The organism is Paenibacillus sp. PvR133 (assembly GCF_017833155.1).
GTDB classification, from domain to species: Bacteria; Bacillota; Bacilli; order Paenibacillales; family Paenibacillaceae; genus Paenibacillus; species Paenibacillus polymyxa_B.
This window is the reverse complement of sequence record NZ_JAFIBS010000001.1, coordinates 4,334,956-4,348,824: the sequence shown is the minus strand read 5'-3', so window position 1 is coordinate 4,348,824 and position 13,869 is coordinate 4,334,956. Positions and strand designations below refer to the sequence as shown.

Below are 13,869 nucleotides of genomic sequence, written 5' to 3'. Positions count from 1 at the left end.
CTACTCATCCCCTTTTCGGTATTCCTGTGCAATCTGCATGAACAACGATTCCAGGCTTTGTCTTGGAGTGACCGCCTCTTGATAAGCTAATACGCCGCCGGCAATGATACCGACATGGTCAACGATTTGTTCGACTTCGGATAAAATATGGCTGGAAAGAATTACGGTAATTCCTTGCTTCGGGAAGGAGCGAATCAACTCGCGTTGCTCCTGAATACCAATGGGGTCTAGTCCGTTGGTTGGCTCATCTAAGATCAATAGCTTGGGATGATTGAGGAGAGCAATGGCAATGCCCAGCCGCTGTTTCATACCCATCGAGAACTGGCCCGAGCGCTTTTTCCCGGTATGGGTCAAATCAACCATGTTCAGCACTTCATCAATCTGCGAATCAGGCAATCCCAGCAACGTTGTACGAACTTTGAGGTTCTCTCTAGCTGTCAAATTCTCATAGAGTGGAGGGGATTCGATCAGTGCGCCGATCTGAGCAAGATCTTTTCGGGACCAGGGTTTTCCTTGAAATAAAATCTCACCGGATGTCGGGCGTAGCATACCGGTTAACATTTTTAAGGTAGTTGATTTTCCAGCCCCATTTGGGCCAAGTAGTCCATAGACGGAATTCTCCTGAATAGACAGTGTGACGTTGTTCACCGCCTGTTGTCGTCCGAAGGTTTTGCAGAGATTTTTAGTCTGTAAAATAATGTTATCCATATCAGTTCATCCTTTTCATTTGTTCTGACAACTACTTTAAAGATCAATTCTAAGAACTTTATAAGGATTTAAAATATTAATTTCAAACTTTATGCATTCATGCACTATTCGCTATAATGGATACAGTGATTTAGGAAAGGGATGTAATCATGAAGAAGGTCATCGTAATCGGATCAGGAATTCTGGGGGCATCGACAGCATACCATCTAGCAAAAATGGGTTCTAATGTCATTATTGTAGATCGTAAAGATAAAGGACAGGCTACTGATGCCGCTGCTGGCATTATCTGTCCCTGGCTATCACAGCGACGCAATCAGGCTTGGTACCAACTAGCCAAAGCGGGAGCGCGTTTTTACCCTGGGTTGATTGAAGAACTCAAAAGCGAGGGAGAAACAGAAACTGGCTATGCTCAAGTGGGGGCTCTCAGTATTCATGATGATTTGGAGAAAATCAAAAAAATGGAGGAGCGGGCACACTTACGACAAGCGGATGCACCGGAAATCGGTGAAATTATCCGGCTAAATGAAAAAGAAACCCATGAACGGTTTCCTTTGTTAGTAGAAGGTTATCATTCTGTTCATATTAGCGGTGCCGCCCGAATAGATGGGCGTGCGCTGCGGGATGCGTTGGTCCGATCAGCACAAAAAAACGGGGCGGTCCTTATACAAGGAAATGCTACGCTTCAATATGAGTCCGACCATGTAACGGGAGTAGTGGTCGGTGCACAAAGCTTCTCGTCTGACAAGGTCATTGTTTGTGCAGGTGCATGGGCAAATCAACTACTGTTGCCTTTGGGCATTCATTTTAAGGTTAGTTATCAAAAAGCACAAATTATGCATTTGCAGGTTTCTAATAGGCAAGACACAGGCACTTGGCCTGTAGTCATACCGCCTTCTGATCAATATCTGCTGGCTTTTGATAAACAGAAGATCGTAATAGGGGCGACTCACGAAAATGAAATCGAAGGTTACGATACGAGAGTAACAGCAGGTGGGATGCAGGAAATTCTGGATAAAGGTTTAGAATTGGCTCCTGATTTAGCAAACAGCACTTTTCAGGAGGTAAGAGTTGGTTTCCGTCCTTTTACACCCGGTTTTCTACCAGTGATCGGAGCTGTTCCAGGCTGGGATGGTCTTATAGCGGCAAATGGGCTTGGAGCATCCGGGTTGACCATGGGCCCCTTTATTGGAAATCAGCTGGCAAAGTTGGCACTTGGAATGAATTTAGATATCGATATCAATGATTATGATATTCGAAAAGCAATAGATGAAAGTTGATTCTTGACCGGAGAAATGAAGTCGCCACAATGGCGGCTTTTTTAGCGATATAAGTTCTTTTTCTCAACTTTAAGTGAACTTATATCGCTAGCTGAAAAGGGCAATTACAGGTTTCCATTTTAAAGATTAGATAACCATCTAACCGTTGAGCAGTTTATAGAGATTGACTCATATTAATGTTCAAAACTCCGCTACGTAAGAACAAGATAAGTGACATACTAAAACAAATCACAGTAAACAGGCTAACGGAAATAAAACCACCAGAGTGTGCATATAGCATTCCCGCTGTGAAAGAGCCAACCGCCGTACCACAATACATAGAAGAATTGGCAAGTGATGAAATTGTTCCTCGTGCTGTAGCAGACAGGGTTTGAAGCAAACTCATCATAAGTGGAAAAATCATTCCAAGGATGAGGAAGATCAGGAAATATGTAATTTCGACATAAGTTACGCTAGGTAGATATGGAAGAAGTAAATAAAGCAGGCCGATGAAGATTATGCCATATTTCAAAGAGTGTCTAGCACCTACTTTATTAACTAGGCTACTACCAAATAAGCTGCTGATCGTATTTCCTAAACCAAGGAACAGAATTACCGTACCAATACTTGCAACATTGAGACTGAATTTATCGGAAAGCCATGTGCCAATAAAAGAGAAAGCAGCAAAATTTCCGAGTTGGAATAGGAGATAGGCAAGAAAAGCGACCTTAGGTGTTGATCCGCGTAGTAATGAACGATATCTACTCCCAATAGAGGAAGCCTTATGCTTCTGTACAGAAGCAGGTAAGGAGGGCAAGAGAACTGCAGTCAAAATAACGATCAAGAAGGTGCAGCAACCAATCATAATAAAAGGTGTTTGCCACCCTGTGGTAGCGAGATAGCTGCCGATGGGCACACCCAGCATTTGGGAAACGGCCAATCCTGCAGTAGCAACCCCCATGGCTTTTAATACTTTATGTGGTTGAACCAGCTGAGGAATGGCAGCCCAAACTTGAGGCGACGCGAAAGCGGCGCTAATCCCAGCCAATAAGCGAAAAGCAAACATGGTCCAAAAATCCGTGGCAAAGCCGCAAAGTAAAGTAAAGATACCAAAACCAAGCAAGCCGAACAGTAGTACTTTTTTTCGATTCCATTCATCTGACAAAGGTCCTGCAATTAAGGCAAACACAGCATAACCTAAAGCATAGGCCGAAACGATCCAGCCTGATTGCTCGATAGAAATGCCGAAACTTTCACGAAGAATAGGTAAAAGAGGCGATACAATGAACGTATCTGTGCCGATGAAAAACATGATAAAGAAAAACAAGGTGATAATTTTATTCAAAACTAATTCCTCCATTTGTTCTATTGTTCGATAATTTTCGAACAATAGAAATATAACATTGCAATATGTTATAATGCAACTATAATTCTTTATTCAGGTAGGTGAACGGATCTTGAGAACACTGTATCATCCTAGCGTTAATGAAATTACTCTATCTACAGTTTTATATGCCCTAAGTGACCCGATTCGGCTTAATATCATCAAGATTTTGGACGAAAAGGGAGAGCAATCCTGTAGCTCGATAGATATTTCGGCCCCAAAGTCAACCTTGTCCCATCACTTTAAGGCTCTTCGGGAATCAGGAGTCGTCCATACAAGAATAGAGGGTACCCAACGCTTTATTTCAATCCGGTACGACGATGTGAATTTACGATTTCCGGGATTGCTAGCGGCTGTACTGATGGGCTTGAAGCAATAAAATAAAGGTCTAGTTAGCATGATGCTGACTAGACCTTTATAGACGGAGGTAACGATAGAAAATCATAAGTTTCCGCTTATTTTGTAGTTAGAGGAAGAACAATCACTCTATACGTCATTCATCATGTCATTGAGATGCGAATTCTCCAACGATTGTGTTGTGGTTTGAATGTTTTTCAAGTAGTCGATTTTATAGATACAGGAATAGATCACATTTAATACATAGTCAAAGGCAATCTGCGATGAAAATGTACCAATCTTGGCATGTTTTACTTCGTCATTAGGCACCTGGATACAGATATTACTGAGTTTGGCCAATTCGCTTTGATTGGTTGCTGTAATTGTGATAAAAGGGATATTTTCATGTGCGAAATGCCGTGCTGCTTTTAAAAAAATCGGCGACTTTCCGTGGTAAGTTAAAAAAACAGCGCAATCCTGTGTCGTAAGATTAGCCGTATGGTAAGCCCACTCAGACAGCTCCGTGGCTATAACCACATACTTGTTTATTTTTACCAATTTATTTTGGAAACTTTTCGCACGGATTTGTGAATCACCTAACGCATATATAAAGATTCTTTTCGCTTGATCCAGCAGTAGGGCTGTTTGCGACAATAAATCATCATCCATGAATGTAAAGTTTTTTTCAATCGTTTCTTTCATTAATTCTGCAATTTCTTTCGCTACTTGAAGTGGGGATTCATCAAAACCGAAAGGATAGTTGGGGTCTACATTGGAAATGTTCTGGGTATTCTGCTGAAATTCCCGAGCAAGTTTGATTATGAACTCCTTGAAACCAGATAGCCCAAGTTTATGTGTTAATCGATTAATCGCGGAATGCGAAGTATATGTTGCCTTTGCAAGCTCCTGAATATTTAAGTGCAGGATACTTTCCTTATGAAGCAAAATATAGGATGCAATGCTTTTTTCGTTTGGTGTAAAGTTTTGCATTTCGGATAATTGCATCAGTATTTTCAACAGGTTCACTCCGGTTCAATTGAAATAACGTTTGATAAAGGATATAAAATAAACATTTTGTTTAAAAACAACCCGCCATGTTGACAAATAATCGGTTGAATGTACCATTTTGGCGGCAAATCCTTTACGATCAACATTCTTCTTCTATAATAAATGAAAAAGAGCCTAAGGGGGAAATAATATGCTTACCATCGGTTATATTGGAAATGGGAAAAGCACGAACCGTTATCATCTTCCTTTTTCATTGAACAGAGCTGATTTGAAAGTGAAGACGATATACGCACGTAATCCAGATAAAGGGGAGTGGAAAAAAGTCCCTGACGTGCAGTATACAGATAATATTGAATCTCTAATGAACGATAAGGAGATTCAGTTGATTGTTATCTGTACACCTGTAGAATCCCACTACGACTATGCGAAAATGGCGCTTGACCACGGGAAAAATGTACTTGTTGAGAAACCTTTTACGTTAACCAAAGAAGAAGCCATGTCGATCTTCCAATATGCTAAAGAGAAAAATCTGGTTGTACAATGCTATCAGAATAGACGTTACGACTCGGATTTCCTCACTACCCAGAAGATTATTGAATCAGGAAAACTTGGAGATTTGCTGGAAGTGGAGATGCATTACGATTATTATCGCCCTGAGATCCCGAACTCCACTTCTCATTTTTCCAAGTATAACAGTTACCTATACGGACATGGCGTTCATACCATTGACCAGGTTCTTTCCTATTTTGGGAAGCCGGACACAATTCGTTACGATGTTCGTCAATTGCTGGGTTCTGGGAGAATGAATGATTACTTTGATCTGGATTTTTATTATCCCTCGCTCAAGGTATCCATCAAATCCAGCTTTTTTCGCTTAAAAGAGCGGCCGAGTTTTGTTGTATACGGCAAAAAAGGCGTTTTTATAAAGCAAACGAAGGATCGTCAGGAGGAGCATCTGAAATTATACTATCTGCCTAAGGGACACGCCGATTTCGGCATCGACCTGCCCGAGCATTACGGCATCTTAACATATTTGGATGATAAAGGCGAGTATCATGAAGAAAAAGTCGTTTCTGAAAAGGGAGACTATGCCCGAGTGTATGACGATATTTATCAGTCGATCGTATTTGGTAAAGAAAAAGTGATTAAAGACGAAGAAACGATAATTTGTATGGAAATACTTGAAAAAGGTATAGAGGAGTGCAACTAAAATGAAGTTGGGAATTGTCGGAGCAGGGATGATCGTAGGGGATCTATTGAGCTTTATTCAGGAAATCCCGACCATTTTATTAAAGGGCATTTGTTCTAGACCTAGCCACCAGGAGAAATTACTGGATTTGAAAAATAAATATGGAATATCTCAGATTTATTCGGATTACAGCGAGATGCTGATGAACCGTGATGTGGATACAGTTTATATCGGGTTGCCTAATCATCTTCATTATTCATATGCCAAAGAAGCATTATTGAGTGGTAAACATGTCATTTGTGAGAAGCCGTTTACTTCCAATTTGCAAGAATTTCTAGAGCTAAAAGAAATTGCTCAGCAAAGAAAACTGGTATTGGTGGAAGCCATAACGAATCAATATTTGAAAAATTATTTGTCAATGAAGGAGTATCTACCTAAACTTGGTGAGATCAAAATAGTTGAATGCAACTATTCTCAATACTCATCTCGATATGAAGCTTTCAAAGCGGGAATAATCCAGCCTGCGTTTAATCCGGAAATGTCTGGTGGAGCCTTGATGGATATTAATTTATATAATATTCATTTTGTTGTTGGATTCTTCGGTAGCCCAAAGAAAGTGGAGTATTGGGCGAACATGGAGCGTGGAATTGATACTTCAGGTATGATGCTGCTTGATTACGGTGATTTCAAGTGTGTCTGCATAGGTTCAAAAGATAGTACGGCCCCCAATGCCGTGAACATTCAAGGCAATAAGGGCTATTTACACATGGCAAGTTCAGCTAATATATGCGACTGCTTTGATTACACTGCGAATAAGAAAACGCCAATTCGGGTGGATCTAAAAGATCATTCGCATCGAATGTATGACGAATTCGTTGAGTTTGATCGTATCATCGAAGAAAAAGATTTTGGAAAAGTCTCGAATATGCTTGAACATAGCGAGAAGGTCATGAATGTCATTGAGAAAGCCAAGCAGTCCGCCAATCTTGTATTTGGCCCTGATAAACCATTTTGAGAGTAGCAGACATAGTAGCCTGCTACTCTTTTTTTCATCAGATTCACAATTTCCGGTCCAACAGCATGCCTATTTGCTCTGCCATCTCGACAGGAGGGAGAGGTTTATCATTCAAAAACCACCACTCCATAATCCCTACCACAGCGGACGCTGCATAACGGACAACCACTTCTTCGTTTAGTCCCCGATTTCTTGCTTCATTCATGTCGACCTCTTCCCGAAGTTCATCGATCATAAATTCAAGAAACTGAGTGCGGAAGTAAGGGGCGCCTTTGCTCACCAGCATCGTGGAGAAAAATAAATAGTTAGCCTCAAAATATTCAAACCAAACAATTTCGGCCTCTGTAAAGCTCAAATGAGCCGATTCAATACATAATCTTCGAAGTTCATTGATGTGTGCGGCCATCAGCTTATCCAGCAAATCATATTTGTCCACGTAATGAAGATAGATGGTTCCCCGGCTTACATTCGCTTTGTCGGATAGATCCTGAATCGTAATATGGTCGAAACTCTTTTCGGCCATCAACTCCGTTAATGCTTTTTTCAAGGCTTCCTGTGTTTTGAGTATTCTCCTGTCCACTTTCACTGTGTTCAACCCCTAAACTTCTAAATGATAATTGACTGTTTTAACTTATATGTCTATTAATGAACAAATCAAGCGTATTTAACAATTGCAAGCATTCTGTATCAGCTTATAATAATAGACACAAGTTCAATAATGTATCTTTTTCAATTATAGATGCATTTATATGAAGGATCAATGCAAAGAAAGAGGAGATATCACATGTCAGATACTCAAAAACTTACGGCTGCACAGCGAACGATTGGGGACTTCTCACCAAAGATTGTCGAGCTGACCGACAAGGTGCTTTTTGGGGACGTTTGGGAACGCAAAGAGCTGGCCCCACGCGACCGCAGCCTCATTACCGTAGCAAGCTTGATCACCGGAGGGAATTCCGAACAACTGGGCTTTCATTTGGGTAAAGCCAAAGACAACGGCCTGACGGAAGAGGAACTGATCGAAGTCATTACCCATCTTGCCTTTTATGCGGGCTGGCCGAAGGCGATGTCCGCTATTACAGTGGCCAAAGAACTATTCGCAAAAGAAAACTAAGTCTCGAAAGGATGTTCATTCTCTATGTCCAATATTCAAGATAAAGTCGTTATTATTACAGGTGCTTCCAGCGGAATCGGAGAGGCAGCGGCCAAAGAACTGGCATCTAAAGGTGCGAAGCTTGTGCTGGCGGCTCGCCGTGAAGACCGTTTACAAAAGCTGCAAGAAGAAGTTGAACAAAGCGGGGGTACAGCCATCTACAAAGTAACCGATGTGACATCGCATGAACAAGTGGAGGAGTTGGCTTCGTATGCACTTCAAGAGTTTGGGAAAATCGACGTACTTATCAATAATGCCGGAGTCATGCCGCAATCGTTTCTCTTTAAGAAGAAAATTAATGAATGGGATATGATGATTGATATTAATATCAAGGGCCTTTTGTACGGGATTGCTGCTGTTCTGCCTGCGATGCGGGAACAGAAATCTGGCCATATCATTAATCTGTCTTCTATTGCCGGACATAATGTCTACCCCGGCGGCACTGTATATTGCGCGACCAAGCATGCCGTAAGGGCGATTACGGAAGGTTTACGTCAAGAAGAGGCGCTCAGTGGTACCCAGATTCGTACAACGAATATCTCTCCAGGAGCTGTCAGCACTGAATTGACGGAGGGAATCACGGATGCAGAGTTAAAACAAGCCTACGATGAGTTATATCAAGGAGCGATTAAAGCGGAAAGTATCGCACGTGCGATTGCTTTTGCGATTGAAGAGCCAGGAGATGTTGCGATCAATGAAATGATTATTCGCCCAACCACACAACAGGCGTAAGTCAACAGCAGGAGGAATGACGATGAATTATCGTACAGTAGGAAAAACAGGAATCAAGGTTTCAAATTTATGTTTTGGCACGATGTCCTTCGGCGGAAATGCCGATGAAGAAACATCCAAAAAAATGTTCAACCGCTCCCGCGAAGCTGGCATTAACTTTTTCGATACAGCAAACGTGTACAGCAACGGTCGCTCCGAAGAAATTCTGGGCGAGTGCATCGAGGACTGTCGGGATGAGATTGTACTGAGCACCAAAGTTTTCTATCCGATGGGACAGGACGTGAATGCTAGGGGGCTTTCCCGTCGTCATATCATGTTTGAAGTGGAAAACAGTCTGCGACGCCTGAAGACGGACCGCATCGACTTCTACTTCGTGCATATGTTCGACGAAAATACGCCAATGGAGGAAACGCTTCGTGCACTCGACGATCTTCAAGCGCAGGGCAAAATCCTTTACCCAGCGGTGAGTAACTGGTCGGCCTGGCAGATTGCCAAAGCGGTCGGCATCTCTGCCAAGGAGGAGCTGGCACGCTTTGAATTGATCCAGCCGATGTATAACCTGGTCAAACGTCAGGCTGAGGTAGAAATCCTGCCTCTTGCCGCTTCCGAGCAGATTGGGGTCATTTCGTACAGCCCTCTGGGAGCCGGGATTCTTACGGGCAAATACGGAACGAACAAACGACCGGAGCAAGGACGGCTGGTCGAAGAGCAGCGGTATACGGACCGCTATGCGGATGAAATGAATTTTGCCGTCGCCGACCGCTTTACTGCACATGCAGCAGAACGAGGTGTGAAGCCCTCGACGCTTGCGGTAGCTTGGGCGATGTCCAATCCTATGATCACGGCGCCAATTATTGGCGCAAGAAACCTCGCGCAGCTGGAAGACTCACTGGGCGCTGTCGATGTAGAGATGACTCCAGAGTGGCGCGATGAGATTTCCAGACTTTCGGTGACTCCCGCGCCTGCTACAGACCGGGGCGAGACGCTACTGCCGAACTGGGCTTGAAGACCGAAGACCGTCTAAATGATGTTGGGGAAGTCGGTGGTGTTCTCGTTTTATAGGAAATGACGCTGGAAGTTAAACGTATCATACCGAAAAAGAGACGGCCTAAGGTCGTCCTTTTTGCTTCTTCGCCGATCAGTCTAGATACTTAGTCATTCATGACCTGGTCGTATTTTTCCTTCAATCGCTTGATGTCCGCTCTCGGAGGAGCACCGAACGTGCGGGAGTATTCACGGCTGAATTGGGAAGAGCTCTCGTAACCAACCCTGAAAGCGACGTCTGCGGCGTCCGCCGATTCAGCCAATAAGATGCGGCGAGCTTCCTGAAGTCTCAGCTGTTTTTGGAACTGAATTGGGCTCATGGCGGTTACCTCTTTAAAATGCCGATGGAACGAAGAAACACTCATGCTGGCGGTGTCTGCAAGATCTTCGATCCGAAAAGACTGGTCCCAATTTCGGACAATATGGTCGATAGCTTCCCGGATCCGATAGGTGCTGCTTCCTTCGACTGCAATCTGAGCCAATTCGACTCCATAGGGCCCCTGCAGCAGCCTGTACAGAATCTCCCTCGTGTAAAGCGGGGCGAGAAATGGGATTTCTCCCGGGGTGTCCAGCAGACGGGCAAGCCTGAGCACGGCGTCCTGAATGGACGATTCCATCCAGCCGACGAACAGGGCACGCTTGGCATTATCTTTTGACGTGACCTTAATATCACAATCGTTCAGCACTTCAAGGATCTGGTTCTGTGTAAATTCGAGCTTAAGACTCAGGTAAGGAGAGTCAGTAGACGCTTTTATAATTTGACCGATCACAGGCAGATTCATGGAAGCGATCAGATAATTGGACGGTCCATATTCAAATCTCTCCTGTGCCAGCAAAATTTCTTTCAGACCTTGAACGACAACACAAAAAGAAGGCTTGTAAACCCGATAAGCGGGCTCAGTTATGCTGGAATGCTGATAGAAAAATAGGGAAGGGATCGTCGTTTCCTTGGCGCTATTCTGAAGCGAGTGACGCTCAATTAATCCGGTAAGCTCCTGTTGCTGTTGAATAAGGTTCTCGGACATTCAAATCCTCCTTGCAGGTTTGTCTGGTCCCATTATAAGACTTATCCGCCTGTAGCAACAGTAGCCGTAATAGGATTGGGCAATCATTTAAGACGAATGAGATATCGCTTCGCTTTTTCTGTTCGGCATAATAAGACTAAGCTCACAGAATCAAGCAAGGGGGGGAACAACGGAATAGCTGAAGCGGCTGAATAAGAAGAGAGAACGGGTGCTCTGTCGGTGGAGGGAGTGACAGAAGCCACTACCGCAAGCAAACGACATTATCAAAGAACAAGTTTAAAAAAGGGAGGAGATGAATTATTTGAATCGTTGGTTTAGGAACTTATTGGTTCAAAGGCTTATCACATTAATAGAGTTTGAAGAGCATGAATGTTTCAAAAAATTATATAATAGTTCTCTTGATAGGATCGTAAGCCAATTAACTAAAGAAAAATAATGAACATTTATCATACCCACCCTCCTACTGGATAAAGAATAAAATGATATTAAGAAAGGAAGATGTATGTTGGAAAAGCGTAAATTGGGAAATAGCGGTCTGGAAGTTTCCGCAATCGGACTTGGATGCATGGGAATGAGTTACGGTTATGGGCCGGCTTCGGACCAAAAGGAAATGATCTCGGTCATTCGGGAAGCGGTCGAGCGCGGCGTGACTTTCTTTGATACCGCCGAAGTATACGGACCCTACACGAATGAAGAACTCTTGGGCGAAGCTCTTCTTCCCGTTCGAGACCAAGTCGTGATTGCCACGAAGTTCGGCTTCAATATTCAGGATGGCAAGCAGTCCGGGATGAACAGTCGCCCTGAGCATATCAAGAAAGTTGCCGAAGAATCGCTTAGACGGCTCAAGATTGAAGCCATCGACCTGTACTATCAGCACCGAGTCGATCCAGATGTGCCGATCGAAGAGGTAGCGGGAGCCGTGCAAGATCTGATCCGGGAAGGAAAGGTGAAGCACTGGGGATTGTCTGAAGCAGGAGTGAAGACCATTCGTCGTGCACACGCGGTTCAGCCACTCACTGCAATTCAGAGTGAATATTCCCTGTGGTGGAGACGTCCCGAAGAGGAACTCCTCCCTGCCCTAGAAGAGCTCGGTATTGGCTTCGTTCCGTTCAGTCCTTTGGGCAAGGGCTACCTGACGGGAAGTTTTAACGCAAACACGACATTCAACCATGACGATTTCCGCAGTATTCTTCCACGTTTTACTCCAGAAGCGCTGGAGGCCAATCAGGTGCTGGTCGACCTGCTTAAAGAGATGGCTGAGCAGTTAAAAGCAACGCCAGCCCAAATCGCACTCGCCTGGCTGCTAGCCCAGAAGTCGTGGATCGTTCCGATCCCGGGCACACGGAAATTAAGCCGTCTGGAAGAAAATCTAGGCGCAGTCCACATTAAGCTCACATCCGAAGATGTGCGCAATATTAACAGCGCAGCCTCGCAGATCACTTTGATGGGCGCCAGATATACGGAGGAACTGGAGAGAAGAACGGGTCTTTGATCTAATTCTTCAAGTCATATCCCAATCATGAGGAAATCTCTTTTGTTAAAGTAAATAATTAGATGAGAAATCGTATTTCTCCGCGATATTAAAATCCTGTCCTGCCTTATGAGGCGGAGTGAGTAAAGTCCGATGTTCATTAACTCGCTGCTGGTAAAATAGCATTAAAATCATCCCAAAAATCAAAATAGCGGCAGTCATGGACGAGGAAATAAAGTCCTAGAACTGCCGCTATTTTATTGAACTTTCGTATCCGTTTGCGCAATAGTTAATAAACATTTATTTGTTCGCGGCACCGACTGCTGGGGCTGGGATATTCCGTTCAATCTGCTGGCAAGCAGGGATCGCGAGACGATGTCCTTTTAGTAGAGAAATGAGCTTATTCATCTTTGAAGCACACTTTTTGGGATTGACAGAGGTATGGCTGCATGAGAAAATGTACGCGCGTACATAAAATGATTTGGAGGTGGGTAATATCGTTTCGCGCAAGGAAGTAGCAGAACTTTCCGGCGTGTCTGAAGCGACGGTATCCCGGGTCTTAAATGCAGTAGGTCCTATCAAAGAGGATACGCGGAGAAGGGTTCTGGACGCAGCCAATCAGCTTGGATATGTTCCCAGTGCGCTGGCCCGTAACTTTGCCCGAAGCAAGAGTGGCCATCTTGGTGTGGTTATGCCTTATGTCCCGAAGGCGCACCTGTTCTCAGCCTATTTTTTCTCTGAGATGCTGAGCGGTATCGGAAACAAGGCCAGAGACAGCGGGCTCGATCTGCTTCTGTTGTTCCGGAAGCCGGGGGAACGGATTGATTACAGCAGTCTTTTCCGCCAGCAAAGGATCGATACCTGTATCATCCTTGGAGCCAGGGATGACCACGATGAGGTGGAAGCTCTAAAGAGACTTCAGGAAGAAGGGCGTCCGTTCTGCGTCATGAATCACCATTTTGAAGGGCAATCGTTCTGTGAAGTGGATGCAGACCATGTAGAAGGCAGCCGAGCGGCTGTAAGTCACCTCATCGAGCAGGGATACAAACGGATTGCCTTTCTCAACGGCCCGGATATCTATTCCAATAGTACTGAGCGAATGAAGGGTTACCGTACCGCGCTTCAGGAGGCCGGTATTGAATATGACCACGATCTGCTTCTGGAAGGTAACTATAGCCGTCGAAGCGGGCTCGAAGCCTCAGCCACAATAGCAGACAAATTGAATGATATTGATGCCGTATTTGCGGCGAACGACCGGATGGCCCTCGGGGTAATGCAGGGTCTCCGTGAGCGCGGACTGCCAGTTGACCAGTTCCCAGCGTTTGTAGGCTATGACGATTCGGATGCGGCTGAGATGGCTGTTCCGCCGCTAAGCAGTGTCCGCGTTCCTTTTTATGAGATGGGAGAGCTTGCAGCCTCGAAGCTTATACCCGATTCTCTGGACCTTATTCCAGCCCTGGAACTGACCGGGTCCGACTCGATAAGAGAACTCCTGTCCACAGAGCTGATTATCAGGGCGTCATCCATTCGTCCATAACACCAATCGTC

Annotated in this window: 14 protein-coding genes; 9 read left to right on the top strand and 5 right to left on the bottom strand. The window is 44.4% G+C overall.

Features of this window, described 5'->3' with window-relative positions:
- The gene (locus tag JOE49_RS18865; protein ID WP_209942395.1) at positions 1 to 708 is read right to left on the bottom strand and encodes a lantibiotic protection ABC transporter ATP-binding protein; all 708 of its coding nucleotides are present in this window, start codon (positions 706 to 708) and stop codon (positions 1 to 3) included.
- A 149-nt stretch (positions 709 to 857) separates the two neighbouring features.
- On the opposite strand from JOE49_RS18865, the gene JOE49_RS18860 reads away from it, so the two are divergent.
- Positions 858 to 1,985 carry an NAD(P)/FAD-dependent oxidoreductase gene (locus tag JOE49_RS18860; protein ID WP_209942393.1) on the top strand — a complete coding sequence of 376 codons (1,128 nt, stop codon included), beginning with the start codon at positions 858 to 860 and terminating at the stop codon, positions 1,983 to 1,985.
- 154 nt (positions 1,986 to 2,139) lie between these two features.
- On the opposite strand, the gene JOE49_RS18855 is transcribed toward JOE49_RS18860, so the two are convergent.
- Positions 2,140 to 3,309 carry an MFS transporter gene (locus tag JOE49_RS18855; protein ID WP_190299396.1) on the bottom strand — a complete coding sequence of 390 codons (1,170 nt, stop codon included), beginning with the start codon at positions 3,307 to 3,309 and terminating at the stop codon, positions 2,140 to 2,142.
- Between the two features lie 112 nt (positions 3,310 to 3,421).
- On the opposite strand from JOE49_RS18855, the gene JOE49_RS18850 reads away from it, so the two are divergent.
- The gene (locus JOE49_RS18850; RefSeq protein ID WP_075154246.1) at positions 3,422 to 3,727 is read left to right on the top strand and encodes an ArsR/SmtB family transcription factor; all 306 of its coding nucleotides are present in this window, start codon (positions 3,422 to 3,424) and stop codon (positions 3,725 to 3,727) included.
- Between the two features lie 107 nt (positions 3,728 to 3,834).
- Here the strand turns inward: JOE49_RS18850 and JOE49_RS18845 are convergent, their stop codons facing one another.
- Entirely contained in the window at positions 3,835 to 4,701 is an 867-nt protein-coding gene (locus JOE49_RS18845) for a MurR/RpiR family transcriptional regulator (protein WP_209942391.1), read from the bottom strand.
- A gap of 181 nt (positions 4,702 to 4,882) precedes the next feature.
- Here JOE49_RS18845 and JOE49_RS18840 point away from each other — a divergent pair, with 181 nt between their 5' ends.
- Entirely contained in the window at positions 4,883 to 5,902 is a 1,020-nt protein-coding gene (locus tag JOE49_RS18840) for a Gfo/Idh/MocA family oxidoreductase (RefSeq protein ID WP_023988834.1), read from the top strand.
- Between the two features lies 1 nt (position 5,903).
- Positions 5,904 to 6,896, top strand: coding sequence for a Gfo/Idh/MocA family protein (locus JOE49_RS18835; protein WP_209942389.1), 993 nt, complete (start codon positions 5,904 to 5,906; stop codon positions 6,894 to 6,896).
- A gap of 43 nt (positions 6,897 to 6,939) precedes the next feature.
- Here the strand turns inward: JOE49_RS18835 and JOE49_RS18830 are convergent, their stop codons facing one another.
- On the bottom strand, positions 6,940 to 7,482 hold the full coding sequence (locus tag JOE49_RS18830; RefSeq protein ID WP_209942387.1) for a TetR/AcrR family transcriptional regulator: 543 nt from the start codon (positions 7,480 to 7,482) through the stop codon (positions 6,940 to 6,942).
- Between the two features lie 198 nt (positions 7,483 to 7,680).
- On the opposite strand from JOE49_RS18830, the gene JOE49_RS18825 reads away from it, so the two are divergent.
- Genes JOE49_RS18825 through JOE49_RS18815 form a run of 3 tightly spaced genes read left to right on the top strand, consistent with a single transcriptional unit; the run spans position 7,681 to position 9,787 of the window.
- On the top strand, positions 7,681 to 8,010 hold the full coding sequence (locus JOE49_RS18825; RefSeq protein WP_023988831.1) for a carboxymuconolactone decarboxylase family protein: 330 nt from the start codon (positions 7,681 to 7,683) through the stop codon (positions 8,008 to 8,010).
- Positions 8,011 to 8,034: 24 nt separating this feature from the next.
- Positions 8,035 to 8,781 (top strand): SDR family oxidoreductase, encoded by a 747-nt coding sequence (locus JOE49_RS18820; RefSeq protein WP_209942385.1) that lies wholly within the window; start codon positions 8,035 to 8,037, stop codon positions 8,779 to 8,781.
- A gap of 22 nt (positions 8,782 to 8,803) precedes the next feature.
- The gene (locus tag JOE49_RS18815) at positions 8,804 to 9,787 is read left to right on the top strand and encodes an aldo/keto reductase (RefSeq protein ID WP_209942383.1); all 984 of its coding nucleotides are present in this window, start codon (positions 8,804 to 8,806) and stop codon (positions 9,785 to 9,787) included.
- Between the two features lie 145 nt (positions 9,788 to 9,932).
- On the opposite strand, the gene JOE49_RS18810 is transcribed toward JOE49_RS18815, so the two are convergent.
- A complete protein-coding gene (locus JOE49_RS18810; RefSeq protein WP_209942381.1) occupies positions 9,933 to 10,850 on the bottom strand; it encodes an AraC family transcriptional regulator in 918 nt (305 codons plus the stop codon).
- A gap of 505 nt (positions 10,851 to 11,355) precedes the next feature.
- On the opposite strand from JOE49_RS18810, the gene JOE49_RS18805 reads away from it, so the two are divergent.
- Both JOE49_RS18805 and JOE49_RS18800 read left to right on the top strand, forming a co-directional pair.
- Positions 11,356 to 12,342: an aldo/keto reductase gene (locus JOE49_RS18805; RefSeq protein WP_245248710.1), complete on the top strand. Its 987-nt coding sequence runs from the start codon at positions 11,356 to 11,358 to the stop codon at positions 12,340 to 12,342.
- 460 nt (positions 12,343 to 12,802) lie between these two features.
- Positions 12,803 to 13,858 carry a LacI family DNA-binding transcriptional regulator gene (locus JOE49_RS18800; protein WP_209435641.1) on the top strand — a complete coding sequence of 352 codons (1,056 nt, stop codon included), beginning with the start codon at positions 12,803 to 12,805 and terminating at the stop codon, positions 13,856 to 13,858.
- The last annotated feature ends 11 nt before the right edge of the window (positions 13,859 to 13,869 follow it).

Bases quoted from the DNA above. Each gene is read 5' to 3' on its own strand.
- JOE49_RS18820 (WP_209942385.1), top strand. From the start codon at position 8,035: ATGTCCAATATTCAAGATAAAGTCGTTATTATTACAGGTGCTTCCAGC.
- JOE49_RS18860 (WP_209942393.1), top strand. From the start codon at position 858: ATGAAGAAGGTCATCGTAATCGGATCAGGAATTCTGGGGGCATCGACA.
- JOE49_RS18825 (WP_023988831.1), top strand. From the start codon at position 7,681: ATGTCAGATACTCAAAAACTTACGGCTGCACAGCGAACGATTGGGGAC.
- JOE49_RS18865 (WP_209942395.1), bottom strand. From the start codon at position 708: ATGGATAACATTATTTTACAGACTAAAAATCTCTGCAAAACCTTCGGA.
- JOE49_RS18840 (WP_023988834.1), top strand. From the start codon at position 4,883: ATGCTTACCATCGGTTATATTGGAAATGGGAAAAGCACGAACCGTTAT.
- JOE49_RS18815 (WP_209942383.1), top strand. From the start codon at position 8,804: ATGAATTATCGTACAGTAGGAAAAACAGGAATCAAGGTTTCAAATTTA.
- JOE49_RS18835 (WP_209942389.1), top strand. From the start codon at position 5,904: ATGAAGTTGGGAATTGTCGGAGCAGGGATGATCGTAGGGGATCTATTG.
- JOE49_RS18810 (WP_209942381.1), bottom strand. From the start codon at position 10,850: ATGTCCGAGAACCTTATTCAACAGCAACAGGAGCTTACCGGATTAATT.